At 44.0% G+C, this 25490-nt stretch carries 21 protein-coding genes and 1 other annotated feature; all 21 genes read right to left on the bottom strand.

Annotated features, from left to right (window positions below):
• Positions 1–4: 4 nt before the first annotated feature.
• Entirely contained in the window at positions 5–6331 is a 6327-nt protein-coding gene (locus CLOSA_RS02180) for an InlB B-repeat-containing protein (protein ID WP_013271153.1), read from the bottom strand.
• 53 nt (positions 6332–6384) lie between these two features.
• Entirely contained in the window at positions 6385–6507 is a 123-nt protein-coding gene (locus CLOSA_RS23370; RefSeq protein WP_013271152.1) for a hypothetical protein, read from the bottom strand.
• Between the two features lie 9 nt (positions 6508–6516).
• Complete coding sequence (locus CLOSA_RS02175) at positions 6517–8808, bottom strand: DUF6273 domain-containing protein (RefSeq protein ID WP_013271151.1); 2292 nt, start codon at positions 8806–8808, stop codon at positions 6517–6519.
• 1327 nt (positions 8809–10135) lie between these two features.
• Complete coding sequence (locus CLOSA_RS02170; RefSeq protein WP_013271150.1) at positions 10136–10855, bottom strand: polysaccharide deacetylase family protein; 720 nt, start codon at positions 10853–10855, stop codon at positions 10136–10138.
• 320 nt (positions 10856–11175) lie between these two features.
• Positions 11176–11379 (bottom strand): cold-shock protein, encoded by a 204-nt coding sequence (locus CLOSA_RS02165; RefSeq protein WP_013271149.1) that lies wholly within the window; start codon positions 11377–11379, stop codon positions 11176–11178.
• Between the two features lie 257 nt (positions 11380–11636).
• The gene (gene rplL / locus CLOSA_RS02160) at positions 11637–12008 is read right to left on the bottom strand and encodes a 50S ribosomal protein L7/L12 (protein ID WP_013271148.1); all 372 of its coding nucleotides are present in this window, start codon (positions 12006–12008) and stop codon (positions 11637–11639) included.
• Positions 12009–12126: 118 nt separating this feature from the next.
• The gene (gene rplJ, locus CLOSA_RS02155) at positions 12127–12630 is read right to left on the bottom strand and encodes a 50S ribosomal protein L10 (protein WP_013271147.1); all 504 of its coding nucleotides are present in this window, start codon (positions 12628–12630) and stop codon (positions 12127–12129) included.
• 60 nt (positions 12631–12690) lie between these two features.
• Positions 12691–12834, bottom strand: a sequence feature (ribosomal protein L10 leader region).
• A gap of 40 nt (positions 12835–12874) precedes the next feature.
• Positions 12875–13570, bottom strand: coding sequence for a 50S ribosomal protein L1 (gene rplA, locus CLOSA_RS02150; protein ID WP_013271146.1), 696 nt, complete (start codon positions 13568–13570; stop codon positions 12875–12877).
• Positions 13571–13729: 159 nt separating this feature from the next.
• The gene (rplK, locus tag CLOSA_RS02145; protein ID WP_013271145.1) at positions 13730–14158 is read right to left on the bottom strand and encodes a 50S ribosomal protein L11; all 429 of its coding nucleotides are present in this window, start codon (positions 14156–14158) and stop codon (positions 13730–13732) included.
• Positions 14159–14242: 84 nt separating this feature from the next.
• A complete protein-coding gene (nusG, locus tag CLOSA_RS02140; protein WP_013271144.1) occupies positions 14243–14758 on the bottom strand; it encodes a transcription termination/antitermination protein NusG in 516 nt (171 codons plus the stop codon).
• A 23-nt stretch (positions 14759–14781) separates the two neighbouring features.
• Positions 14782–14985, bottom strand: a complete 204-nt coding sequence (secE, locus tag CLOSA_RS02135) for a preprotein translocase subunit SecE (RefSeq protein WP_013271143.1) — start codon at positions 14983–14985, stop codon at positions 14782–14784.
• 108 nt (positions 14986–15093) lie between these two features.
• Positions 15094–15243, bottom strand: coding sequence for a 50S ribosomal protein L33 (gene rpmG / locus CLOSA_RS02130; protein ID WP_013271142.1), 150 nt, complete (start codon positions 15241–15243; stop codon positions 15094–15096).
• Between the two features lie 290 nt (positions 15244–15533).
• Positions 15534–16748, bottom strand: a complete 1215-nt coding sequence (locus CLOSA_RS02125; protein ID WP_013271141.1) for an enolase C-terminal domain-like protein — start codon at positions 16746–16748, stop codon at positions 15534–15536.
• A 34-nt stretch (positions 16749–16782) separates the two neighbouring features.
• Positions 16783–17622, bottom strand: coding sequence for a carbohydrate ABC transporter permease (locus CLOSA_RS02120; RefSeq protein WP_013271140.1), 840 nt, complete (start codon positions 17620–17622; stop codon positions 16783–16785).
• Entirely contained in the window at positions 17615–18505 is an 891-nt protein-coding gene (locus CLOSA_RS02115; protein ID WP_408643003.1) for a carbohydrate ABC transporter permease, read from the bottom strand. The genes CLOSA_RS02120 and CLOSA_RS02115 overlap by 8 nt, the downstream gene beginning before the upstream one ends.
• A gap of 62 nt (positions 18506–18567) precedes the next feature.
• On the bottom strand, positions 18568–19929 hold the full coding sequence (locus CLOSA_RS02110; protein ID WP_013271138.1) for an ABC transporter substrate-binding protein: 1362 nt from the start codon (positions 19927–19929) through the stop codon (positions 18568–18570).
• Positions 19930–20178: 249 nt separating this feature from the next.
• The gene (locus CLOSA_RS02105; protein ID WP_013271137.1) at positions 20179–21084 is read right to left on the bottom strand and encodes an AraC family transcriptional regulator; all 906 of its coding nucleotides are present in this window, start codon (positions 21082–21084) and stop codon (positions 20179–20181) included.
• Positions 21085–21099: 15 nt separating this feature from the next.
• Positions 21100–21948, bottom strand: coding sequence for a dTDP-4-dehydrorhamnose reductase (gene rfbD, locus CLOSA_RS02100; RefSeq protein WP_013271136.1), 849 nt, complete (start codon positions 21946–21948; stop codon positions 21100–21102).
• A gap of 111 nt (positions 21949–22059) precedes the next feature.
• The gene (rfbB, locus tag CLOSA_RS02095) at positions 22060–23082 is read right to left on the bottom strand and encodes a dTDP-glucose 4,6-dehydratase (protein ID WP_013271135.1); all 1023 of its coding nucleotides are present in this window, start codon (positions 23080–23082) and stop codon (positions 22060–22062) included.
• Between the two features lie 61 nt (positions 23083–23143).
• Positions 23144–24034, bottom strand: coding sequence for a glucose-1-phosphate thymidylyltransferase RfbA (gene rfbA, locus CLOSA_RS02090; protein ID WP_013271134.1), 891 nt, complete (start codon positions 24032–24034; stop codon positions 23144–23146).
• An 84-nt stretch (positions 24035–24118) separates the two neighbouring features.
• Positions 24119–25306, bottom strand: a complete 1188-nt coding sequence (locus CLOSA_RS02085; RefSeq protein WP_041708396.1) for a MerR family transcriptional regulator — start codon at positions 25304–25306, stop codon at positions 24119–24121.
• Positions 25307–25490 lie beyond the last annotated feature (184 nt).

The following is a 25490-nucleotide window of genomic DNA, read 5'->3' as shown; positions in this document are numbered from 1 at the left end:
CTGCTTAATTGACCCAAACACCATTTTCATCTACCAGATACCCATCTGGAGTCATCTCATTCCGGTACATGGAACCATATGGTTTTCCGGGTTTCGTTGGATCATAGTGCCAACCGGAGCGGTTACTTCCGTAATAAGTCTGGGCCTCATTCTGTTTGGTGAAGTAATACCATTTGTTATCAATTTTCTGCCAGCCTGTAAGCATCTCTGTTGTGGACGGGGCAAAGAAATACCTCTTATCATCCATTGACTCGTAATTCCAGCCGATCAAAGCAGCTCCAAACTTATCTCCCGGTTCCCTATTAAGCTTATACCAGGTCTTTTCCCCTTCCAGGTACCAGTCATAACTTAACTTTCCGTCTTCATCAACATGATACCAGTCCATACCGTCACCAACCCACTCATCCCTTGCTGCCGTACCGTCTGGTTTGGTGTAGGTAACGTCATATAAATTGTCCGGATTTACGATAAAATTACCACCAGTATCCGGTACATTTGGCTTAGCTTTGCTGTCAATGCTTGGTGGGGCAGGGACGGCTATGATCTCTTCCTTACCCCTGCTCTCTGGCTTTGATGGTTGCGGTTCCGTGGGTTTAGGTTCCGTAGGCTTCTGCACGATATCCCAATGTGCGTAATAGGTGGTCTCGCCAAGTGGTGCTGGCGTTGTTTCTATTGCCTTTTCCCCTCCGGTTGGATCTGTGTGCCAGCCTAAGAAGGTATATCCCTCTGCATTTATGACTGGTAGATCTCCTACCACCTCACCATAAGTGACGATCTTATCCTCTGGATTTTTTTCGATCGCACTCAGGTTCTTATCAAAATGAATGAAACACTGCAATATTTTCCAGTTTCCATAGTAGGTCAAATCCTGCGTTCCGGTTTTGGTGTTTTCTGTTATTCTCTCTCCGGTCCCATTTCTTCCTGTCCACCAGCCAAGGAATTCCCATCCGTAGATTTCAGGTGCAGGAAGGCTTCCAAGTTCTGTGCCAAAAGTGTATATTCTCTGGATTAAACCTCCTTTCCATTTTTCATGGTCAGGATCAAAGTTTACTGTGTAAGATTTCTCTTTCCAGTGTGCATATACGGTGATATCTGATGCCGGCATCTGGTTTCCACTATAGGTGTATTTATCCCCTCCGGTTGGAGAAGTATACCAGCCGTCAAAGGTGTATCCCGGCAGACTGACTTCCTTTTTTCCATCGGTAAGGATCTGGTCGAATGAATCCTTATAGGTTACGGTCCATTCCTTCCCCTTGCTTCCTTCCATACTGCCCCCGTTTCCATCTAAGGTCAGCTTGTAACTGTTTTTACTATACTGAGCTGTAATCGTTGTATTAGCCTGGATATTAGTAGACTCCTTATCCCAACCGGTAAAGGTATATCCCGGTCTGGCCGGATCTGTCGGGGGTATTGCATTTCTTCCGATCGCTACATCCTGACGTTTGATGATTGTTCCATCCCAGTCCTTATAGATAACCTCGTTGGAACTTCGGGTCCAGTGGGCATACACCGTAACATTTGATGCCGGCATGGTATTTCCACTTCCAGGGTATTTGCTTCCCCCGGCCTTTTCGGTATACCATCCGTCAAAGGTATAGTATTTCCATCTTACCTTTCCTGCCCAGTCTGTAAGGATCTGGTCAATGGAATCTCCGTAGAAAAGCGTCTGCTCTCTGGTATCTTCTCCCTCCAGACTTCCACCGTTTCCATCCAGGATCAGCTGATAACTGTTTTTACTGTACTGAGCCGTGATGGTTGTATGGGTCTGGATATTGGTGGAGGGTTTGTCCCATCCGGAAAAAGTATATCCCGGTCTGGCCGGATCTGCCGGTGGCGCTGCATTTCCTCCAATCGCCACCTCCTGACGCTTAATAATCGTTCCATCCCAATCCTGATAAATAACCTCGTTGGAAGTGCGGGTCCAGTGGGCATACACCGTAACATTTGATGCTGGCATGGTGTTTCCACTTCCAGGGTATTTGCTTCCCCCGGTCTTGTCGGTATACCAGCCGGCAAAGGTATAATACTTCTGGCTCGCTTCAGTTCCTCCTTCTGTAAGGATCTGGTCAAATGAATCTCCATAGACAAGCTGGTGTTCCCTGGTATCCTTCCCGTTCAGGGTCCCTCCGTTTCCGTCCAGAGTCAGCTTATAACTGTTTTTACTGTACTCAGCCGTAATCGTTGTGTCAGCCTGGATATTGGTGGAGGGTTTGTCCCATCCGGTAAAGGTATATCCCGGTCTGGCCGGATCTGCCGGTGATGTTGCATTCCCTCCAATCGCCACCTCCTGACGATCAATGATCGTTCCATCCCAATCCTTATAAACCACTTCGTTGGAACTTCGGGTCCAGCGGGCATATACCGTTACATTTGATGCCGGCATGGTGTTTCCACTTCCAGGATATTTGCTTCCCCCTGTCTTGTCGGTATACCACCCGGCAAAGGTATAATACTTCTGGCTCGCTTCAGTTCCTCCTTCTGTAAGGATCTGGTCAAATGAATCTCCATAGGCAAGCTGCTGTTCCCTGGTATCCTTCCCGTTCAGGGTCCCTCCGTTTCCGTCCAAAGTCAGCTTATAACTGTTTTTACTGTACTCAGCCGTAATCGTTGTGTCAGCCTGGATATTGGTGGAGGGTTTGTCCCAGCCGGTGAAAGTATATCCCGGTCTTGCCGGATCTGAAGGAGGTGTTGCATTTCCTCCAACCGCTACATCCTGACGTTTGATAATCGTTCCATCCCAGTCCTTATAGATAACCTCGTTGGAAGTGCGGGTCCAGTGGGCATACACCGTAACATTTGATGCTGGCATGGTGTTTCCACTTCCAGGGTATTTGCTTCCCCTGGTCTTGTCGGTATACCACCCGGCAAAGGTATAATACTTCTGGCTCGCTTCAGCTCCTCCTTCTGTAAGGATCTGGTCAAAAGAATCTCCATAAGCAAGCTGCTGTTCCCTGGTATCCTTTCCGTTCAGGGTTCCTCCGTTTCCGTCCAGAGTCAGCTTATAACTGTTTTTACTGTACTCAGCCGTAATCGTTGTGTCAGCCTGGATATTGGTAGACTCCTTATCCCAGCCAGTGAAGGTATACCCCGTCCTGTTAGGATTTACTGGCGGCGTTGCATTTCCTCCAACCGCTACCTCCTGACAGTCAATGATCGTTCCATCCCAGTCTTTATAAATGACTTCGCTGACTGCTCTGTCCCACTGAGCGTAGAGTGTCCGATCTTCAGCCAGCCGATCTATGGCATCTATCTTGATTCCGCCTACAGGTAACGTATACCACCCCTTAAAGATATGAAATTGATTCTCTAATTGGCCTTTTGCTGTATTCATAGCAGCATTGACAGATCCATCCGCTTCCATATTCGCTGGAAAATCAAAAATCTTTACGGTATCTCCGCTATCTTTGTACGTTCCACCATTTGATTGTAAAGTCAGACTATAAATTTCTGTTTCGTATTGAGCCGTTATAACGGTATCAGCCAATACATTGCTTACTGCACCTAAATCCTTATCCCAGCCTTTAAATTGATAACCGGCCGGCGGTATGACTGCTGGATAAGGGATAGGATCTCCATACTTAACCTTTGGAGAGGCCAGTACGGTTCCATCTGCGTCCTTGAAAGTTATGGTACTTTGTTGATTTGCATACTGGGCATAAGCATATATGATTATCGAATTGGAGTTTCCATCATCGTAAGGGGATAATGGCTGAGTAAAATCTATATGTTCCCCACTGCCATCCCGAATCGTTGACCAATAAGCAAAAACCTTTCCTGTGGGTGCGTATGATGTTGCATTTGGTATATTTTTCATCGTCTGGCCATAACTATCCATACCATGATTTTGAAATACCATTGCATCAGTAGGGGTTCTATTCAAATAAGCATTTACGTATACACTTTTAGGCACCCACTTAATAAATACTGGTATTTCCTCTTTATCCGCCCACCAAGCGGTGGAATCCACGGAAGTAAGATCATATTCATACCAGCCGACATTATAATACCCAGGCTTTTTGAATGATTTCATTACATCCGCTGTTTTGGGATATTGAGGCAATTTACCTACCTTATCCCCGCTTAAGCTAGAGTTGAATGATAGCTCCTTTGTCCAGCCATCTGAAGGAAAATCTTCATAATCAAATAAAAGCTTGCTGTCAAAATATCCCCATTGGGCATATGCTTTTATGGAAGCTTCTCCCATGAGAGTGGCACTTGCGATGTCTTCTCCTGCTCCATTGGCAGAAGTATTCCATCTTACCACCTTCTTTCCTTTTTGAGGGGCCAGGTACAGAACTTCACCTAATGGTTCTCCATAGCCAACTGTATTCGTAGTATACGATGTATCAGTGCCATCAAGATTACGGTACATAAACAGCGTATATAGGTTCTGCTTCCATTGAGCATAAAGTTCTAAATCACTGCTTGGAATGCTATATCCTGTATAAGCTGTTCCCTTACCATCTGGATCAGTATTCCATCCGGTAAGTGTGTAACCGGTTTTTATCACACTGCTTTCAAAAGATGTCCAGTCACTCCATGTCCCAAGCTGTTTTTCTCCGGATAGAACAGCATGATAAGATGGCTGTCCATAAATGCTTCCAGTGTTTCCATGAAAGGTGATATTAAATACCTTTTCATATGTTGCAGTTACAACTAAACTTGAAGTTATCTTATCAAAGGCATTATCCCAGCCGGTAAACCGATACCCTTCTCTTGGCAGCACTTCCGGAGCCGCTGCGGAACTTCCGGATGGCACTGTTTGCTCACTCAGTACAGTTCCATCCCAGTCTTTGAAGGTAACCGTGTTACTGTTAGGCGCCCAGCATGGATATAATCTGTTTTCTCCGGGGCCAAAGGTGAAATCATCAGCTGCCCCATACTTTGTACCATTATCATCAATCCATCCGTCAAACTGATAACCGTCTTTGCTTAAATTTCTTGAATAATACTCCAAATTCAGTTTTTCACCAGCGTTTCTGACTACAATATGCCTCATCCATATCGTATCTTCCTGGAATAATGCATATACCCGCTCCTGATACCCATTTTTGTATGAGTATCCGTATGAGCCAACATCATCGATCTTATCTACAAATATAAGATAGGAGTAACCGTTGGGTATCCATAAACCGGAAAGGGATAAGTCGGTAAACGAATTGTAAGTACCAGATGTTCCGGGCCTTATGAATCTTCCTCCATAAGAGTAATATTCATATTTTTGTGGATTGCTATAGGCATCAAAACCTATGTAATTTCCATGGCTGCTTGTACCATAGTACTGTGTAGAATCCCCCCATCCCAGGAATGTGTACCCTCCGTAACTATTCGATTTTACCGTGTAAACTTTATTATTTTGATCAGATTCCCATGCACCCTGTTCATTGTAATTCTGCTTTGAATCCACAAAATATTCATCATAAGTCTTTCCATCTGGCGGCTGCGGATTATTAGGGTATGTGTTCCGATAGGATACCGTAATTTGTGTAAAGGTGGAGTATAAGCTCATTCTAAACTGCCTGATTTTGCTTAATACGTTTCCGTCCGTGTCTGCACGATACCACTCTGCTCCAGTTTCGTTTCTACTTTGGTTTTTAATCCTGCCATAAAAATAATAGCCGGTTTCCCCTGTCTCTGTTTCTTCAATCATCCAGATATCGTAATTGCTGAGATCCCAGTTTTTAAAACTGTGAGATTTCTTCCCATACTTTAATATCGTCTTTGTATCATTCCATACCTGGAAAGATAGATTGGACCAGTTTGAATCGGTCGGAGGAATGCTCTCATAAATATATGGAGCCAAATCATAAAATTCCTCGTCAAGATTTATGGAAACAGAATGTACTTCTACCATTCCCTTAGAATCTGACTCATACCAGAGAGGAAATTCCGCCTCTCCCTGGACAAAACCATAATTCCTGTATTGTTCGTTTCCATAACGGTCCTCAAACTTCCAGAAGTATTTGCCCGATTGAGATGTTTTATTGTAATATTCCGGGATTTCCTCCGGCTCTACTCTTACAAATTTCTTTTCTGCCTCAGAAGGTGCTTCCTTTTCTTCCGACGGTACTGCCCCTGATGGCGTGGCCTTATTATCCCGCCGCACAGCCCCTGATGGCGTGGCCTTATTATCAGGCCGCACAGCCTCTGATGACGTGGCCTTATTATCAGGCCGCACAGCCTCTGATGGCGTAGCTATGCTTGCATCCTCCTCAAGTTCTATGTAGGGCATATACTGGGCTCCCACCGCTGGCGGTCCATATCCTATGGATGTTGCTATAATCGCAACTGCAAGAAATAAGCTTATAATTCTCTTTGCTTTCATTCTCATATTCCTTTCTCCTGCCTTTTAATCCCCGTAAACGTTGTATCCTGGTAATCACTTTATTCCTTCTGCTCTATATCATTCCATTCCTTATGTTCTGGATTTACCAAAAGTACACGGTGAAAGAAGAAAACCAATAATGCCAATAGGGTAACTCCAAACATAAAAATGATGATTCCCATATATTTCTCCTAACCCTGGGGAATTGCCATGGCTGGCCGGATACCATAGCTTGTCTCTTTCACACTTACTGGTTGGATATTCCCGTCTACCAGGCTGACTGCATAAATCCCATCTCCATACCAGAAATCATCCACCCCTCCATCCTGTGGAGTCCGGAGATAATATCCTTTTGAATAAGCGGAAACCTCTGATCCCGGATTGTTGATTTCACTACCGGAAAACTTCCAAAGAACATCCCGGTATTTAAGTGCTTCCTCTACTGATAAAATAAATACCCTGTCCTGTAAAAGCTGAAATATCTCTTTCATCGCCATCAGACGGTTGTCATTCATCTGTTCATACATTCCCTTCCACGTTGCTCCTATGTATGACCTGGTGGTCCCAATATAGGTTTCATGGACAAAATCATCAGACGCTTGATCCTGAAGCCATTCCCGGATATCTGAATATTTGTAATTGTTGTTATATCCAAACCTCAGTTTATTTGCTGCTCCATCAATATCAGACCGAATCACACTGTCGCAAAGGAATAGTGCCGTCCGCTGGATGTTTCCCATAGCATCCTCATAATCCTCATCGATGCAGCGGAATAGATAAACCTTGTTTCCTATAATACGGGCCTGTACATCTCCAATGCTGTAATGTACGGCTTCCGGTGTTTCATTGGCTGGTCTATCGCAGATTTCACAGATTCCGTCATGATCCGCATCCACATGGCCGGCTGCCGGCAATATTACAGTTTCATCCTTTCCGCATTTCCGGCACCGTACCGTTTCATGGCCGTTCCCCATACATGTGGCATTGACTTTATCCGTAATCTTATAATTGTGGCTGCAGGTGCTTTCATCATAGGTTTTCTCAAATCCTACTTTCACAACCGTGTATTTCTCATAGGCTATCGTGAATTCATCCATGACCAATTCAGATAAGTTCTTAATAGTTTGAAAGGTCTGACTTACGATCACCGTATTGGGCACATGCCGTTTTGCAATAAGATAAATTTCCTCTCGCTCTGTACCATCCGCCATTGATACCAGATTAAGCAGCCTTTCATTACTTCCTTCTATACTCGTAGTAATGAGCTGCTGGTATGATGGCTCCAGACCGCTTAGCCTAATATCAGCTGCCTTTGAAACATCCAGCCATTTTTCCAACTTGTCTTTAGCTTCCTGATCCGGATCAGGCTCTTCAGGTAGGCGATCCCCTTTCTCATACTCGATGTAATATTTCTGAACCCCATTGCCATTTACGAAGACTTTCCAAGGACTTGATACAAGAGAATAATAATAATACCGGTCTGTCCCAAGGATTGTATCCGGAAAATCAATGACAAGGGGTGTCCCCTCATCGGTCTGCCCCTGCTGGGGTTTTAATATCTCGTTGCTGTGATTCCCCCTTTCCACAAAATAGAGACTCCAGTCAACCCTCCGGGCTTGCGAAGGGGAGGCCAGGTTTTCCTTCTCATAATAAATATTTAGAATCATGGAGTCATTGATCAGCTTAAAGCTTTCCTTCTGTCCCCTGCATATCTTATAGCCGTCAATAACCGGTTGTATGATACCAATCGTTCTTCCCTCCTCTCCCACTCCTGCCGTCATATAAAGAATTGACTTATCATGAATATTCAGATACTGTACCATATACCTGTACTGCTTTTCTTTTGCATCTGTTTCCTTAACCTCCTCCTTCGATTCCTCCGGTATAGAAATTTCTGGCTTAGCCTCTGGCTCCTGTTCATCAGGCTCAGGACTTTTTAATCCTCTCTCGGGCCTGGAACCGCCTCCACGCACTCCGGATCCACCTCCTTTCCCTGACAATTTACCCGCCGATGATATCTTTTCAGCAATGAATGAACGGATCCCTTTACCAGCCATGTAATGTGCGGATCCGTTTTCATCAATCCATGCTCCATAAGAATCTACCAAATATCCATCCGGAGTCCTTTCACTTTTGTACATGACTCCTTTAGGATATTTATTTCCTGACTGATCCGCAAAATAATAACAATATCCGTCAATCCATTGCCAGCCGGTGAGCATTTTCCCTTTTGATCCATCGGAAATGGTATTAAGGAAATACCATTTGTCTCCGATCATCTGCCAACCGGTAGCCATAAAGCCGGTATCATCAAAGTAATACCAGGCCCCGTCAATCAGCTTCCAGATATTCTTCTCAAAGATCCCCTTCGATTCATACAGCCAGTGACCTTCCTTTTGTACCCATGCACCGTAGCTTGGCGTAGAAATACTTAATGCCCCTATGACTGCGCTCATTAAAACAAAACATCTTCTTTTTTTCATTACGAACCTTCATCACTCCTTCTATAATTGTTCTTTCTCCCGTCAAACCAATTTTTTTATTAAAACTTGCAAGTAAACACTTAACCGTTTCTGACCGACGGGAATCCCCAAATTTAACGGTGCAGAACCAATGCAGCAAGCTCTGCCGGCTGTCAGTACAAGAAAAGGAATATTGACTTGATGAAATTTTAAAACGGTCTTCTGGAGAAAAGTTTTATGACAATTTTATTTCAAATTAACAGACGTAACGGAAACAAACGATGAAGTAAATATTAGATCTTACTTCACAGACTGGCAGATTAATGCGCCATAGGGCATCAAATAAAACAATAGGCTAACAGCAGAATATGGAATGGGAAGATATAATTAAGAAATCAGAATTCCAGATCAGAAGATAATACATGATGCAATCACATAAAACTTAACAAAGCCAATGGCACCATAAAACTTATCGGCAACTTTCAGGAATTTCAATTCATCGCTATTTTTAGGACTATTCCGCAAATAGCCTTGCATCACATTACCGGCGGCCTTCCGTTAATTCTTCCAGCCATGGACGCATTTCACTATGATAATACCAGAGGCAGTCTTAATGATATTCCAAAAAAACTTCCTGAAACAGAAAAAATCCTGGGATTAAAAGAGTTTTATTTAGAAAATACCTAGGGATTGAGAATATACAATAAGTAATTGTCAGAATCATATCAATAGAGATATGACGTAGAAAAATAATTTGTCTATAATAAAATAAAAAATAGGTCTCATACGCCTTATGAACATATGGACTTAAAACCTTTAGAAATGGATAATTGGCCGATGATGACCTGAAAAATTAATTCATAACTAGAAATGTACTTAACGAATTCCATTTAGATCATTTAACTTGAAGATAAAAAAAGAACTGACCGCCTTTTTTTCAATAAACATGATTCCTTACTCTAGATGACAGAACAATTATCTCCGATTCCCTAATCGGGCCGATTCCTGTCCTGTAAAAAATACTCCTTTTCCATTAAGCGGCTCTTGGAAAGAAAAAACTCCCTGCAATGCAAGGAGCCTTCTAACCGTACGCTTATCACATCAAACGGTAAAAGGGATCACCCGGATTGCTTATCTTTTGCACCTGCTTCAAATGTCTCAAAGAAAATTCCAGCTTACCGTAACAGTATACAACAAACCTGGGAGAAAATCAACAGACTCATTGGGAATATGTACCAGATACATAATAGGAACAACAGACTTTTTGCGCAGCAAAATTCCAATCCCCGGGTTGAATATGCAATGGAAACAATTTATCACATATTATTGGTATGATATCCGATTCCAATCAATCGATCAGCAGCTCATCTACCGTAACAAAGGTATACCCCTGCTTTGTTAAAGTATCGATTACCTCCAATGCTGCTTCCACCGATGACGGATATACATCGTGAAGAAGAATGATATCTCCGGGTTCTACATGCTTTACAATATAGCGCGCTACTTTTTTGGTATTCTTTGATTTCCAGTCGAGAGGATCTAAGTTCCAAAGCACAACCGTCATGTTGGTCGTACACTCCAATTCCTCATTCCAGGAACCATAAGGCGGGCGCAGATACTGAGGTCTCACTCCGGTAATCTCCTCAATCTTCCGGTTATTTTGTTCAATCTGCTGGCAGGCGGTTCCTACCAGTTCTTTGCTCATCTGAACATGGGAGTATCCGTGGTTCCCAATTAAATGTCCATCCTCATCCATCTGTTTCACGATGGCCTCTTTCCCCTCCACATTTTCACCAAGTAAAAAAAAAGTGGCATGAACCCCTCTTTTACGAAGCCCGTCTAGAAGCCTTGGGGTATAAACGGAATGAGGACCATCATCAAAAGTCAGGGCAATCTGCTTATCTCCGGAAAACTGACGCCTGACCTCATCGACTGCTTCCTCATCCGCACCTGCAGGAAGAAACAAAGAATTTTTTACATCCATATATGATAGATACATGGTTTTTGCAAAAATGATATCCAAAATAAAAACAACCAGGAAACAGGCCGTCTTCCATCTTATTTTCATAATCCCATAAGCTCAGCTTTCTGTCATCATTATTAATAAATCTATGGAGTATTACAGTAAAATAATACCAAAACATTTCTGGCTTTTTCTATCTTTTCTCTTAAATGCCCCTATACCAGGATATAACTGTACTAAAAAAATATACACGATCTAATATTGCTCTGATGCAGCAGACCATAGCCCCTTATGAAAAACTGCGGTCATCTCTTAAGATAAATCAATGGACCGTGATACAATTATTCTACCAACAGGAAAGAAAAGGGCTGCTCCCATTCGAAATGAGAACAGCCCTTAAGCCTACCTATAAGCGGAAGTTTTACTTAAGCCATGCAAACGTTAACTGCCTGCAGACCACGGTTTCCTTCTGTTGTTTCATAAGTTACTTTCTGGCCTTCTTCCAGAGTCTTGTAACCATCAGCAACGATGCCGGAGAAATGTACGAAAACTTCCTCGCCTGTTGCGTCATTTACGATGAAACCATATCCCTTAGCACCATTAAACCATTTTACTGTACCGTTGTTCATAACGTGTACCTCCTATAAAATAAAAAATATTTGATATATCGCCTGAAACAAAAAATCACATATTTTTGTAAATCATCATCCGAAAATAATGACTTACAAAAATATGTGAAATCATAACTCCATTCGATAATACAGATACATTCTACCCCGAATTTGCAAAATTGTCAAGACTATTGTGTTATTTTACATGAGAAAGGACAGGGTCCTGTCCCTGTTGAAAGGAGACAATCCCTGTCCAAAACAACCATAAAATATAATTACTTTAAGGTTACTTTTGCGCCTTCAGCCTCTAAGGAAGCCTTGATCTGCTCAGCCTCTTCCTTGGAAGCGCCAGCCTTTAATACCTTAGGAGCGCCGTCAACTACGTCTTTTGCTTCCTTTAAGCCTAAGCCGGTAGCTTCACGAACAACCTTGATAACCTTAACCTTGTTAGGGCCAACTTCTGTTAATTCTACGTCGAATTCAGTCTTCTCTTCCTCAGCTGCTGCTGGGCCTGCTGCTGCAACTACCACGCCTGCTGCTGCAGATACACCAAATTCTTCCTCACATGCCTTTACTAATTCGTTTAATTCTAATACAGATAATTCTTTGATCGCTTCGATAAATTCAGCTGTTGTTAACTTTGCCATGATAATATACCTCCGTATTTAATATGTTTATTTTTTAGGAAGTTCGATTCGCCTTTGGCTTCTCGAACGGCTGATTTTCTAATCTTAAGCAGCTCTCAGCATGCTTTTATTAAGAAAATTAAGCCTCTGCCGCTTCTCCGCCCTGAGCATCTGCAATCTGCTTGAGAACGCGGGCAATGTTTGCGATAGGAGACTGCATGCTTCCAAGCAGCTTTCCAAGAAGGATCTCTCTGGAAGGAATGCCGGAGATCTTCTCCATACCCTTTGCATCGTAGTAATTGCCTTCTACAACGCCGCCCTTGATTTCAAGAGCCGGAGCTGTCTTAGCAAATTCAGCCAGGATTCTAGCCGGAGCGGTTGCATCTGTCTTGGATACAGCGATTGCTGTAGGTCCTTCCAGATTTGGATCCAGTGCTTCAAATGCTGTACCCTTAGCTGCAAAACGGATCATAGTATTCTTATATACTTTGTAGGAAACACCGGCCTCTCTTAATTTCTTACGAAGCGCTGTATCCTGAGCAACTGTGATACCACGGTAATCTACAACTACCGCTGACTCAGCGCCGTCGAGTAATTCCTTGATCTCGCTTACAACTGGCTGTTTTAATTCAACTTTTGCCATTATGGTTTACCTCCTGTTTAGTCTGAACCTTCCGGTTGCCCGAAAAGGTCCGCTCGTATAAACCGCAAAGAAAAACCTCTCCGCCATATGGACAGAGAGGTCTACAATTCATTTATAAAAAATGATTCTTGTACATTCCTCGGCAGGCGTTTGCACCTTATGCCTTACGGCACCTGCTGTCTTCGGCAGTTAATACTGAAATATTATAACATTATTTATAATTAATGTCAACCACAAAACAAAATTAGCTCATTAACTTTGCTACGTTCAGCTTTACGCCGGGTCCCATAGTGGAAGCCAGTGTAACACTCTTTAAGTAAGCACCTTTAACTGTACTTGGTCTTGCTTTGATGATTGCATCAACAAGCGTCTGGAAGTTGTCCGCTAACTGTTCTTCTGCGAAAGAAGCTTTTCCAACTGGCACGTGGATAATATTTGTCTTATCAAGTCTGTACTCAACCTTACCAGCTTTGATATCGTTGATTGCTTTTGTTACATCCATGGTAACTGTACCAGCTTTTGGGTTCGGCATTAAGCCCTTTGGTCCCAGGACACGTCCCAGACGTCCAACAACACCCATCATATCTGGTGTAGCAACAACTACATCAAAATCCAGCCAGCCTTCGTTCTGGATCTTCGGAATCAGTTCCTCAGCTCCAACGTAATCTGCGCCTGCAGCCTGTGCTTCATCAGCTTTCGGGCCTTTAGCGAAAACTAAAATACGAACGGTCTTACCTGTACCGTGGGGAAGTACAACTGCGCCACGGATCTGCTGGTCTGCGTGACGTCCGTCACAACCGGTTCTGATATGAGCTTCAATGGTTTCATCAAATTTAGCACTTGCATTCTGCTTAACTAAAGAGATTGCTGCCGGTGCATCGTAGAGAACAGAACGATCTACTGTTTTAGCTGCCTCTGCGTATCTTTTTCCTCTTTTCATTCTAAATAACCTCCTAGTGGTATTGTCGGGGATTTTCCCTCCCACGTTCTTAAAACATCATCACTGCTATATTATAAGGAAGTCCGATTGGCCTTACGGCTCTTCGAACGGCTGTTTTCTAAATTCAAGCTGCGCTTGCGCCCGCTTTTAATAAGAAAATTATGCCTCTACTACCGTGATACCCATACTTCTTGCGGTACCGGCGATCATGCTCATAGCTGTCTCAACGGATGCAGCATTTAAGTCTGGCATCTTCAGCTCAGCAATCTTCTGTAATTCAGCCTTGGTAATTGTAGCTACCTTTGTCTTATTGGGAACCGCAGATCCGGATTTGATCTTGCAGGCCTTCTTCAATAATACAGCAGCAGGCGGAGTCTTGGTTATGAAGCTAAAGCTTCTGTCAGCATAAACAGTGATAACAACCGGAATGATTAAGTCTCCCTGATCAGCCGTTCTAGCGTTAAATTCCTTTGTAAACTGTACAATGTTTACACCATGCTGTCCAAGTGCCGGACCTACAGGAGGAGCTGGTGTAGCCTTTCCTGCTGGAATCTGCAATTTGATATATCCCGTTACTTTCTTTGCCATAATTAGGCACCTCCTAATAAATGTGGTATTGTCGGGGATTTCCCTCCCACGAGCCTATACACCGGTATAAGCCGCTTTTACTTGTTACATCTTTTTTACTTCGCTGAAATTTAATTCCACCGGAGTTTCCCGGCCGAACATCTCAACGCTCATGGTGATGGTTTTCTTACCTTCATTGATGGACTTGATAGCACCAACGGTATCTTTCCATGCACCGGAAGTTACCACAACAGTATCTCCCTCTTCAAAGCCAACGATAATCTCTTCGTTCTTGAACCCAAGTTTCTCCATCTCTTCTTCTGTCAGAGGAACCGGTTTTGATCCAGGACCTACAAAGCCTGTCACTCCACGGGTGTTACGCACCACATACCATGTGTCGTCATTCATGACCATGTGAATCAGTACGTAGCCGGGAAACATCTTTTTATCGGCCTTCTTCTCAACGCCATTTTTCAGTTCAATGACGGATTCCAACGGAACCGATACTTCCAGAATCTGATCCTGCAAGTTTCTGTTTTCGATTGTTTTCTCAATGTCAACTTTTACTTTGTTCTCATAACCTGAATAGGTATGGACTACATACCAATGTGCTTCTGACATAAACTCACCTTAACCCTTACGAATTATAAGACAAAACTGAGACCAAACTTGATGATCAGATCAATAATCGCAATAATCAATCCTAAAGCAATCGCTGATGACATAACAGCGATCGTCTGTTTCGTTACGGTTTCTTTGTCAGGCCAAACGATTTTCGCAAACTCAGCTTTCAGACCCTTAAAAAAGTTCCTCTTCTGTGCACCCTCGTTGTTCACTGTATCTCCCATAATTTGCCTCCTAATGAAGGAAACGGATATGCTTGCATATCCAGTCACTTCACAAATTCAAGGTTGGAAGACGTCTTTCTTTCAACCTTCACGTCCTTTACAAACTGATTACTTTGTTTCCTTGTGCATCGTATGGCTCTTACAGAATCTGCAGTACTTCTTGGTTTCCATTCTGTCAGGATGAGTCTTCTTATCCTTGGTCATGTTGTAATTACGCTGTTTGCATTCAGTACATGCCAGTGTGATTTTTGTGCGCACGACTTCCACCTCCACTTAAATTTTCGTTGTTGTGTTTCAGTCTCTTCATCTGCTGCAAGTAATTTTGAGCATAAAAAAAAGACCTAAGCTCTTCCATTCGCCCAATTACTATAACATATGAGGCAGGATTCGTCAATCTTTTTTTATGAAAAACAATGGTATTTACGGTATTTGGTCATTATATCACGTATGGAGAGAAATTGCAAGTCCGGCCGGGAGGATCAAAGAAACTAATTGACCATTCCCTGCCGGAAGTGCTTCCTCTGTCGTATGTAATCCGTACTTTATTATTAAGGCCGGACCGGTGTTCCATCAGGAAGCCTGGAAAACAGCCAGCCGTGATCCATATCCACTTCCGGATATTTCCTTGCCGCATTTTCGTCAAATCCCACTCCGATTCCCGGATTATCATTTACATAGGCATACCCTTCCCTGATCACCGGGCAGCCTGGAAATACCTCCTGCTCTTCATTGCTGAAGCCGGAAAATTCCTGTATGCCGAAATTATGGCTGTTTAAATCCAGATGCATCTGTACCGCCATTCCAATAGGAGATAAGTCATTTGGTCCGTGCCATGCAGTCCGTACCCCATAGGCCTCACAAAAATGAGCCAGCTTTCTGGCAGGGGTCAATCCTCCGATATCACTTAAATGTACTCTCATATAATCAATCCATTGATTTTGTACGATGGACTTCCATTCATTGGGATTGGTAAACAGCTCTCCCATGGCCAGAGGAAGGATGGTATGGTGCCGCAGGGTCTTAAAGAACTCCACGTGCTCCGGGGAGAGAGAATCCTCTAAGAAGAACAGCTTGTACTGCTCCATTTCCCGGGCAAACTCCAGGGTTTCGGCAAAGCTTAAGCGCTCGTGGACATCATGCATAAGCTCTATATCCCAGCCAATGTCCCTCCGGACCCGGTCAAACAGCTTATAAACACTGTTCATGTACATTCTGGGATGGAAATATGCTCCTTCCGGGGCATTGGCTGGCTTTACAATTCTTTGGATCTTTCCGTCAAAGTTTCCGCCATAGGTACCCATATGGCATCTGATGTAACGGTATCCTTCTTCCATGTAGCCACGGATGCACTCTTCCACCTCTTCCATAGAGCTTCCGTCCGCATGACGGTAAACCGCAATTCCTTCCCGGCATTTTCCGCCAAGCAGGCTATGAAGGGGCATACCCGCCCGTTTTGCCTTAATGTCCCACAAGGCCTCGTCCACACCGGAGATGGCATTATTTAAGACCGGCCCGTTTCTCCAGTAGGAGCTACCCATCATCGTCTGCCAGATTCCTTCGATGTCGTCAGCAGGCTTTCCCTTGAGCATTGGCCGAAGGTATTCTTCAATGGCTGTGACCACCGCCTTATGCCTCCATGTAAAGGTGGCACAGCCATATCCGTATAGCTCCGGCTCTGTTGTTTCTACCTTTACCACAACCAGGTTGATTTTTCTTGGAGCTGTTACAAAAACTTTAATGTCATGGATTTTTATATGATCCATTTTGATTACCTCCGTAAGTCATATTCTCTGCAAATCAGCTCTTTACAGCCCCTCCGGTCATTCCAGCGATAAAATACTTCTGAAAGCTTACAAACAGAATTACCAAAGGAAGACTGGATATGCTGGATGCTGCCATTAAGTCATTCCATTTAATTTGATATTGGGAATTTAAGGAAATGATCCCAACGGTGAGCGTCTTTAATTCATCCTTGGATACCAGAACAGAAGAAAACATATATTCATTCCAACCGTTAAACAGCACAAACATGGCTACCGCTGCTATTCCGGGAACGATCAGGGGAAGGATAATATTCCAGAAGATGCGGAAGCTGGATGCTCCATCCACCCGTGCCGCCTCATCAAGCTCCAGGGGAATGGTCTTAAAATAGGAAACGATCATCCATGTGCTGAAGGCGATATTTGTGGCCGCATATACAATGACCAGTCCAAGAAGGGAGTTGACAAGATGATACTTGGAGAGCACTGCGTAAAACGGCACCACCAGCATAACTCCCGGAAACATCTGTGTAATAAGAAGAAAGCTCATCAGCTGTTTTCTTCCCTTAAACCGGAATCTGGTCACTCCGTATCCGGCAAGGCAGGCACAGGCCACGCAGATGATCATGGCAGATAGGCAGACCACCAGACTGTTTAGGGTCATGCGCCCAAAGTTATAAGTATTGAAAAATTTCCGGAAGGAATCCAGGGAAAACGGATCCGGAATCCACTTTGGCTGAGGATAATACGTCTGTGGTTCGGTCTTAAAAGCGGTGGATATCATCCATAAAACCGGGACCACAATAAAAGAAGCCATGAAAACCAATATGGCATAAGTTGAAAACAAGCTGTTTCTTTTCTTTTTTGATCTACTCATTCTCCTTAGTCACCACCTTACTTACCAGACTGATCAAATAGCATATGAAAAACACCAGAATTCCCCAGGCAGAAGCTTTTCCGAATCTTAAATCATGAAAGGCCGTTCCATAGATGCTTAAGCTGATTAAATTCGTTGCAGTTCCCGGTCCGCCTGCTGTCATGGTATAAACCAGGGTATACTGCTTAAACCACCAGACGCAGTCCAGGATCAGAACCGTTGTCAGAATGGGCCTTAAGGATGGAACGGTAATATACCGGAATTGATTCCATTTGCTGGCGCCGTCGATTTCCGCCGCCTCATAATAGTCCCTGGATATACTCTGTAAGCCTGCCAGGATCATGGTCATGACCAGGGGAAATCCCTTCCAGATGCAGACAAATACCACTGCCGGAAAAGCCAGCTCCTTACTTCCCAGCCAGGAGATATTGGTGGATATGAGCCCGAGTCCTTTTAAAGCACTGTTTAGGATCCCATACATAGGGTTCATGATCCAGGTAAATAAAAGGGCCACCACAGCCTCTGGGAAAAACCAGGGAAGCATGAAAATGACCCGGAAAACGGTTCTCCCTTTAAATTCCCGGTTAAGCAGCGATGCCAGAATAAATCCCAGAATAAAATGTCCTCCCACGACCAGGACCATAAACATGGTGGTCAGCAGAACCGACTGGTAAAAGGCTGCTTCTTTGAATGCTGCTGCATAATATTTCAAGCCTACAAAATTCCATTTGGTCACCAGGTTTGTGTTGAAAAAGCTGATATAGAACCCATAAACCATAGGATAAATGATAAGGGCAGCCAACATGACGGCAATCGGCAGAGTAAAGTAGTAGCCTTGCCTCTGGGACTTCACTGTTATTCCGGCAGTTCCATTTTTGTTCATGAAATTCATCTTACTCCCTTCTCAATTTATTGAGGGAGGATGATTCCTCCCTCGTTTTATGATCAGTTATAATCTTCTAACAGTTCATCAATATCACTTACCAGGGATTGAACAGCTTCCTGGTTCGTCTTTTCATTGGAGAATACAGAAGCATAGGCATTTCCCAAAGCGCTCTTTAAGCCGCTGACACCTGCAAACTTAACGGTAGGGCGGCAGCCGTCTGCAATCTGCTGTAAAAATCCCGCATAATCTTCTCCGGATATATATTCTGCCTTCTGTCCTTCTGCTGTTGCCGGAATCTTTCCGCTGCTTTGCCAGAACTGCATGTCCTTGTCATGCTCTACAAAAAACTTCAGGTAATCAATGGCGGCTGCCTTCTCCGCATCGGTTGCATAGGCGCTGATGGCATACCCTTCGGTTCCAAGCATGGTTCCCGGATAATCTCCAGGCATCTTAAAGGATCCAAGATTTCCCTTTAAGTCAGGGTTATTGGCATAGGCCACACCAAGAGCATTGGGTCCGGTAAGGAACATGCTGGTATACCCCATGGCAAAATAATTGGCGGCAGTAGGATAATCCACTTCTGTGATTCCCGTTGGAACGATTCCGTCTGCATTCATGTTGGTCCATCTAGAAAATGCATCCATTAATTTCTGGTCTTCAGAAATATCAGTGATCCACTTGCCGTTTTCTTCTTTTACGCAGTCAATTCCGTTGGACCATAAATACGCCATGAAACGGCTCTGTCCGGAGGAGTTATTGGAACCAACCATATCAAATCCCCACTGATCCATCTGCCCGTCATTGTTGGTATCCTTTGTAAGGACCTTTGCGGCTGCTGCAAACTCATCCCATGTCTTTGGAACCTCTAAACCAGCTTCCTTAAACCTGTCTGTACGGTAAATTACTGCCAGCGGCTGAACGGCAACCGGGAAATAGGACATCTCATCTCCCAGCATACAGGAATCCACAACTCCATTGGCAAATTTGGCTTTTACGTCTTCCGGCACAAGTCCGCTTATATCCGCTGTCAGCCCCAGATCACGAAGGGTGGCAACTGCATCTGCTGATGTGAAGAAAATGGTCGGCACATCTTTTGGGGTGGCAGCCATAGCTGAAAGCTTTGTGTAAATGTCATTGGTGCTGACGGCCTGTACATCGATGACCACATTGGGGTTCTTGGCCATATACTCTTCCGCATACTGATAAATAAACGTTCCATGAGGATCCTCTCCTGCATAGCCGTCAAAAATGGTAAGCAGTACCTTCTCACCTTCTGTTTCTTTTCCTGCAGCACTTGTTTGTACTTTTTCAGTCTCTTTTTCTGCCGCCGTAGTTTCATTCTGGCTGTTTCCGCCGCAGCCTGTCATCAGCGACATTGCCATAACAGCAGAAAAGAATAATGCAAGAACTCTTTTTCTCATAGTAAACTCCTCCATTGGTAATGATTCATTGGTTTCTTTTAACTGCTATTATCATATCTTATTCCTTTTGTTTATTCTGTATAGATTTTAGTCAATAATCACCATTTTTTAATTACACTTTCAAAGCTTTTCCGTCCCTGTTATCTTTCAAAAACAAAAATCCTGTAAAACAGGCGCTAAGACCATAGGAAGATTGTTTCCAATTTCTATGACGGAATCTCCCATAAATGAAAAAAAGACCGTAATTTCTTACGGCCTTTGGACTTCTTCCTTATTCCTTTTAAACAGCTCTTTGATGGCTTTCCGGTACTGCAGGGGAGTTGTTTCCATTACTGCTTTAAACTGTCTTAAAAATGTGTTCACGCTGTCATAGCCGCATTTTGCAGCGATAGCGGTAACGCTCTCATTGGTGTTTTCCAGGAGTTTTGCAGCCTCACACACCCGGACGATGTTGATATACTTTATCAGCGTTTTTCCAAAATATTTGTTAAACTCCTTACTGATGGTAGCTGGATGGAGGTAAAAAAGTTCACTTAGCATCTTTAAGTCCAGATTTTCCTGATAATGAAGGTCAATATATTCCTTGATCCCTATCATTCTTAAGTTCATCTCAGACAATTCGCTTTCCGTCCGCACCAATCCGAATGCCCGGAACAGCAACACGGTAATCTCCGTGATGATGGACCGCTCCATCATGGACCGGAACGGCTTATGAATCTCCTGCTCTTCATACAATTCCTTTATCAGACCGGTCACACGGCGGAATACCTGTTCATCCACATGCTTATAATGCTGCTGAAATGCCTGCTGGGTAGGTGTGGAAAAAACCTTTTTTAAGTCTTCCCCAAGGTTTAAGCTCTCATAATAGGAGGGGCGGACGGAAAGTCCGTACCGAAGGAACGGAAGTCCCAAAAGTCTTCGCTGATGGTGCTCCTGCCCTCCGATCACCATGATATCACCTTTTTCCAAAAGATACTTCTTTCCGACTACATAATATTCCGCAGAACCTTCTTCTACAAACAAAAGCTCACTGGCAGTATGAATATGATGCATCCCGTTTTTTTCGTACTCACAGGATCTTGAGACATTATAATTGTCTTCGCTTAAGGCGCGGAAATGATCCGGTTCCCAGTAATCATTGATTTTGATTTCCATATCCCCTCCTGCTGCTTAACCTGGAAAAACGACCTCCAGATACCGTTTTAAGGCATCCTGCCAGGAAGGCAGACGGAGAAAACCGTTTTCCTCCAGCTTATCCTTGTTCATGCGGCTGTTGGCAGGCCGTTTCGCTTTTGCCGGATACTGGTCGGAGCTGACAGGCTCCACTTTTACATCCATTCCGGCCTGTTTAAAGATTTCGCAGGCAAATTCATGCCAGGTGCACATGCCTTCGTTTGTAGCATGGTAACGCCCGTATTTCTCAGTTTCTATCATGTCCACCAGAAGACGGGCAAGATCAAAGGTATAGGTAGGAGAACCTGTCTGGTCAGCCACCACCGTTAATTTATCATGGGTCTTTCCAAGATTCAGCATGGTCTTTATGAAGTTCTTTCCATTCACGCCAAATACCCAGGCAATTCTGACGATGAAATATTTGGTGAGGTTTTCTTCCACTGCCAGTTCTCCCTCATATTTGGTCTGACCATAAACATTTAACGGCTCCCTTGGATCATCAGGCTCCCATGGGCGGGTTCCCTGTCCATTGAACACATAGTCTGTGCTGATGTACATCATCGGGATATCCAGCTCCCGGCATACCTTCGCAATGGACTCTGTTCCTTTTGCATTCACATTCCGGCACACTTCCTCATTCTCTTCCGCCGCATCCACAGCCGTATAAGCGGCACAGTGGATGACTGCATCGGGAGCTGCCGCCTGAATGACCAGGTTCACACTGTCTCTGTCGGTGATGTCCATTTCATCAATGTCTACTCCAACCGCTTCATGTCCCCGCTTTTTCAGTTCATTTACCACATCAAATCCAAGCTGGCCTTTCACGCCAGTAACAAATACTTTCATAGATACCTCTTTTCTTAAGAAAGTTTCATTCGCCTTTGGCTCCTTAAAAGGCAGATTTCCTGAATACAGGCAGTGCAAACAGCCTTCATAAAGGAAATCATGCCGGAAAAATTATAAGCGGTTGCCGTACATATTGTCAAAATAATTCTGGTATTCCCCGTTGATGATGTGCTTCCACCAATCCTCATTATCCAGATACCACTGAATGGTCTGACGGATCCCGGTGTCAAAGTTATATTTCGGTTTCCAGCCAAGCTCGGTTTCCAGCTTCTTCGGATCAATGGCATAGCGTCTGTCATGGCCCGGACGGTCCGTAACGAATTTGATCAGGCTCTCCGGCTTATCAAGGGCCTTTAAAATAGTCTTAACCACTTCTAGGTTGGTGCGCTCATTATGTCCGCCCACATTATACACTTCACCGGCTATTCCCTTGTGTATGATCAGGTCAATGGCCTCACAGTGATCGGATACATGGAGCCAGTCTCTTACATTTTCTCCTGTTCCGTAAACCGGAAGTTCTTCATCTGCCAGGGCGCGGCTGATAATAAGAGGAATCAGCTTCTCCGGGAAATGATACGGCCCGTAGTTATTGGAGCATCTGGAAATGGTCACCGGAAGTCCAAATGTCCTCTGGTATGCCAGTACGAAAAGGTCTGCACTGGCCTTGGACGAGGAATAGGGACTCGAGGTATGAAGGGGTGTTTCTTCTGTAAAGAACAGATCCGGGCGGTCCAAAGGCAGGTCGCCGTATACTTCATCCGTAGAAACCTGATGATAACGCTTGATGCCGTACGTGCGGCACGCATCAAGGAGAGTTGTAGTCCCCATCACATTTGTTCTTACAAAAGCCTCAGGATCCGTAATGGAACGGTCCACATGACTCTCTGCCGCAAAGTTTACCACCACATCAGGTTTTTCCTTTTCAAAGAGGTCAAAGACAAAGCTCCTGTCCGCAATATCCCCTTTAACAAATTTATAATTAGGCTTATCCTCCACAGGCTTTAATGTCTCTAAGTTTCCTGCATAGGTCAGAAGATCAAGGTTGATGATCTGATAATCCGGGTACTTATTTACCATATGATGAACAAAATTTCCACCGATAAAACCGGCTCCTCCGGTAACAATAATTTTCATTTATATATTCCTCCTGCTTTTTATTGACATGATTTTCTTAATGAAAGCAAACCCCGACCCGTTAACCATGTAATTTGTCAATGTATTTCCCTGCAAGGACATCCATCAGATATTGTCCATACTGGTTCTTTTTCAAAGGCTCAATGCTCGTCAAAAGCTGATCTTTTGTGATCCAGTGGTTCAAATAAGCGATTTCCTCCAGACAGGCGATCTTCCTGTGCTGGTGTGTCTCCATCGTCCGGACAAAATTGGTGGCATCTACCAGCGATTCGTGGGTTCCCGTATCAAGCCAGGTAAAACCCTGTCCCAAAAGCTCCACATCAAGCTTTCCGTCTTCCAGATAAATGCGGTTTAAATCTGTGATCTCCAGCTCGCCCCTGGCAGACGGCTTTAATTTTTTGGCGTATTCCACTACCTTGTTATCATAGAAATAAAGGCCTGTCACGCAGTAATTGCTCTTTGGCTTCTCTGGTTTTTCTTCAATGGATACTGCTTTCCCGTCGGAATCAAATTCCACAATGCCAAAACGCTCCGGATCATCGACATAATAGCCGAATACAGTGGCCCCATCCTTTTTATTGGCCGCATGCAGCAGGCGCTTATTCAGTCCGTGACCGGCAAAAATATTATCTCCAAGGATCATAGCCACACTGTCGTCTCCGATGAATTCCTCTCCAATGATAAATGCCTGGGCAAGGCCATCGGGGGAAGGCTGAACCGCATAGGACAGGCTCATCCCGAATTGGCTTCCGTCTCCTAAAAGTGCTTCAAACCTGGGTGTATCATCAGGTGTTGAAATAATCAGGATATCCCGGATCCCCGCATTCATTAAAACAGACAGGGGATAATAAATCATCGGCTTATCATAAATAGGCAGTAACTGTTTGGAAGTTACCATGGTCAGCGGATATAGTCTGGTGCCGGAGCCTCCGGCAAGTATAATTCCCTTCATTCGTTTTTCCTCCGTATTAATTTGTGATATCATCATACAGGGTGACGTAAGGTCACTGTCAAGTCCTTTTCCATTAATATTTCATTACTTTCTGCAGATAAATGCTCCGGCCCGCTTCGTAATATGGATAAACCCCTTCTTTTCCATCTTTTTCTTTAAAAATTCCCGGAACTCCTCATAACGGTCGCTTAAATACTCCTGCTGGTTTCCATGGCAGGAAAGAATGTACTCCATAAGCGCTCCCGGGTCGCTGACTTCCAGGTAATCCTTATACTCTTTCTTCTCAACGGAATGAAAATGGCTTTTTAAAATTTCCTCTCCGTTTTCAAGACCAAACACATCGTATAAATTTACTTCGGAAAGGGCAATTCTGGAATCAAATTCCTTTACCAGCTGGCTGATTTCCTTCATGTGGTCCGAGCCATAGGTGCTGCAGTAAAAAACGCCCCCCGGCTTTAAAACCCTTTGTACCTGATCCAGCGCCCCATCCAGATTCGTTAAATAAAACAGGACATGATTGGCTGCCACAACATGGAAGCTTTCCTCAGGCTTTGGAATCTGCCGGCAGTCAAACACTTCAAAGCAAAAGGCGCCGGTAACATTTTTCAGGCCTTCTTCCACATCCCGGATCATCCCTTCGGATACATCAGACAGGCAGATGTTTGCATCCGCGGGCAGCCTGTCTTTGTTTGCACGCCACAGTTCCCCGTTGCCGCAGCCCAGTTCCAGGATGCTTTTTCCATCCATAGGCTCCATAAGACCGTACAGCCACTGGAACCATCCCATGGGATTCTTTGTATATTTTTTGTGAAGTCCGATGCGGATGCTGATATTGGCTGCATCCTTATACTGCTCCACAAGAGACCGTTCCATATTGGTAATATGGATTAAGTGTAGGATTTTATTCCAATCCACAGACTGGTTTTCCGTCACCAGCTTTGACGTTTCCGTAAGAGTCTGCTCCACCAGCTTTAAGTGCTCAATTCTCTTTCTGATAAGATTTAACTGAAGCCGGAGAGACCCTTCCACGTAATCATTGTCTTTGTCATTAATGGTAATAGAACGGATCTCATCCAAGGAAAAGCCCAGATATTTTAAAGAAAGAATTTTCTGAAGCTTTGCAAAATCGGAATCCGTATAAAGCCGGTATCCTCCCTCACTCATTCCCGAGGGTTTTAACAATCCCTGTTTGTCGTAATACCGGACGGTGCGAATGGAAACATTGGCCTTTTTGGCAAACTGTCCCGAGGTATAGTATTGGTTCACCGGCATCACCTCCTTTTTTCCTGAGTTCTCATGTATGTATTATAAAGGGTGACGTATGGTCATGGTCAAGCGGATTTTAAAAGTTCCTAGAAAACAGGTTCTGTTTAAATAAAAAAAGCCCGCAAAATGACTGGCTTCCGTCATGGAGCAAGGCTCTTTTCTAACATTTTATCAAATGGTTCAAGCCATA

The sequence above is a fragment of the [Clostridium] saccharolyticum WM1 genome, assembly GCF_000144625.1.
Classification (GTDB): domain Bacteria; phylum Bacillota; class Clostridia; order Lachnospirales; family Lachnospiraceae; genus Lacrimispora; species Lacrimispora saccharolytica.
The sequence above is the reverse complement of the archived record's forward strand: the minus strand, read 5'-3'. Positions and strand labels throughout refer to the sequence as shown.

Coding starts and splice junctions, on each gene's coding strand:
- rplL (WP_013271148.1), bottom strand. CDS start 12,008: ATGGCAAAGTTAACAACAGCTGAATTTATCGAAGCGATCAAAGAATTA.
- secE (WP_013271143.1), bottom strand. CDS start 14,985: ATGGGAGATACAGTGAACAACGAGGGTGCACAGAAGAGGAACTTTTTT.
- CLOSA_RS02110 (WP_013271138.1), bottom strand. CDS start 19,929: ATGAGAAAAAGAGTTCTTGCATTATTCTTTTCTGCTGTTATGGCAATG.
- CLOSA_RS02085 (WP_041708396.1), bottom strand. CDS start 25,306: ATGCCGGTGAACCAATACTATACCTCGGGACAGTTTGCCAAAAAGGCC.
- rplJ (WP_013271147.1), bottom strand. CDS start 12,630: ATGGCAAAAGTTGAATTAAAACAGCCAGTTGTAAGCGAGATCAAGGAA.
- rplK (WP_013271145.1), bottom strand. CDS start 14,158: ATGGCAAAGAAAGTAACGGGATATATCAAATTGCAGATTCCAGCAGGA.
- CLOSA_RS23370 (WP_013271152.1), bottom strand. CDS start 6,507: ATGGGAATCATCATTTTTATGTTTGGAGTTACCCTATTGGCATTATTG.
- CLOSA_RS02165 (WP_013271149.1), bottom strand. CDS start 11,379: ATGAACAACGGTACAGTAAAATGGTTTAATGGTGCTAAGGGATATGGT.
- rfbA (WP_013271134.1), bottom strand. CDS start 24,034: ATGAAGGGAATTATACTTGCCGGAGGCTCCGGCACCAGACTATATCCG.
- rplA (WP_013271146.1), bottom strand. CDS start 13,570: ATGAAAAGAGGAAAAAGATACGCAGAGGCAGCTAAAACAGTAGATCGT.
- CLOSA_RS02175 (WP_013271151.1), bottom strand. CDS start 8,808: ATGAAAAAAAGAAGATGTTTTGTTTTAATGAGCGCAGTCATAGGGGCA.
- rfbB (WP_013271135.1), bottom strand. CDS start 23,082: ATGAAAATTATTGTTACCGGAGGAGCCGGTTTTATCGGTGGAAATTTT.
- nusG (WP_013271144.1), bottom strand. CDS start 14,758: ATGTCAGAAGCACATTGGTATGTAGTCCATACCTATTCAGGTTATGAG.
- CLOSA_RS02180 (WP_013271153.1), bottom strand. CDS start 6,331: ATGAGAATGAAAGCAAAGAGAATTATAAGCTTATTTCTTGCAGTTGCG.
- CLOSA_RS02115 (WP_408643003.1), bottom strand. CDS start 18,505: ATGAACAAAAATGGAACTGCCGGAATAACAGTGAAGTCCCAGAGGCAA.
- CLOSA_RS02125 (WP_013271141.1), bottom strand. CDS start 16,748: ATGGATCATATAAAAATCCATGACATTAAAGTTTTTGTAACAGCTCCA.
- CLOSA_RS02105 (WP_013271137.1), bottom strand. CDS start 21,084: ATGGAAATCAAAATCAATGATTACTGGGAACCGGATCATTTCCGCGCC.
- rfbD (WP_013271136.1), bottom strand. CDS start 21,948: ATGAAAGTATTTGTTACTGGCGTGAAAGGCCAGCTTGGATTTGATGTG.
- CLOSA_RS02170 (WP_013271150.1), bottom strand. CDS start 10,855: ATGAAAATAAGATGGAAGACGGCCTGTTTCCTGGTTGTTTTTATTTTG.
- CLOSA_RS02120 (WP_013271140.1), bottom strand. CDS start 17,622: ATGAGTAGATCAAAAAAGAAAAGAAACAGCTTGTTTTCAACTTATGCC.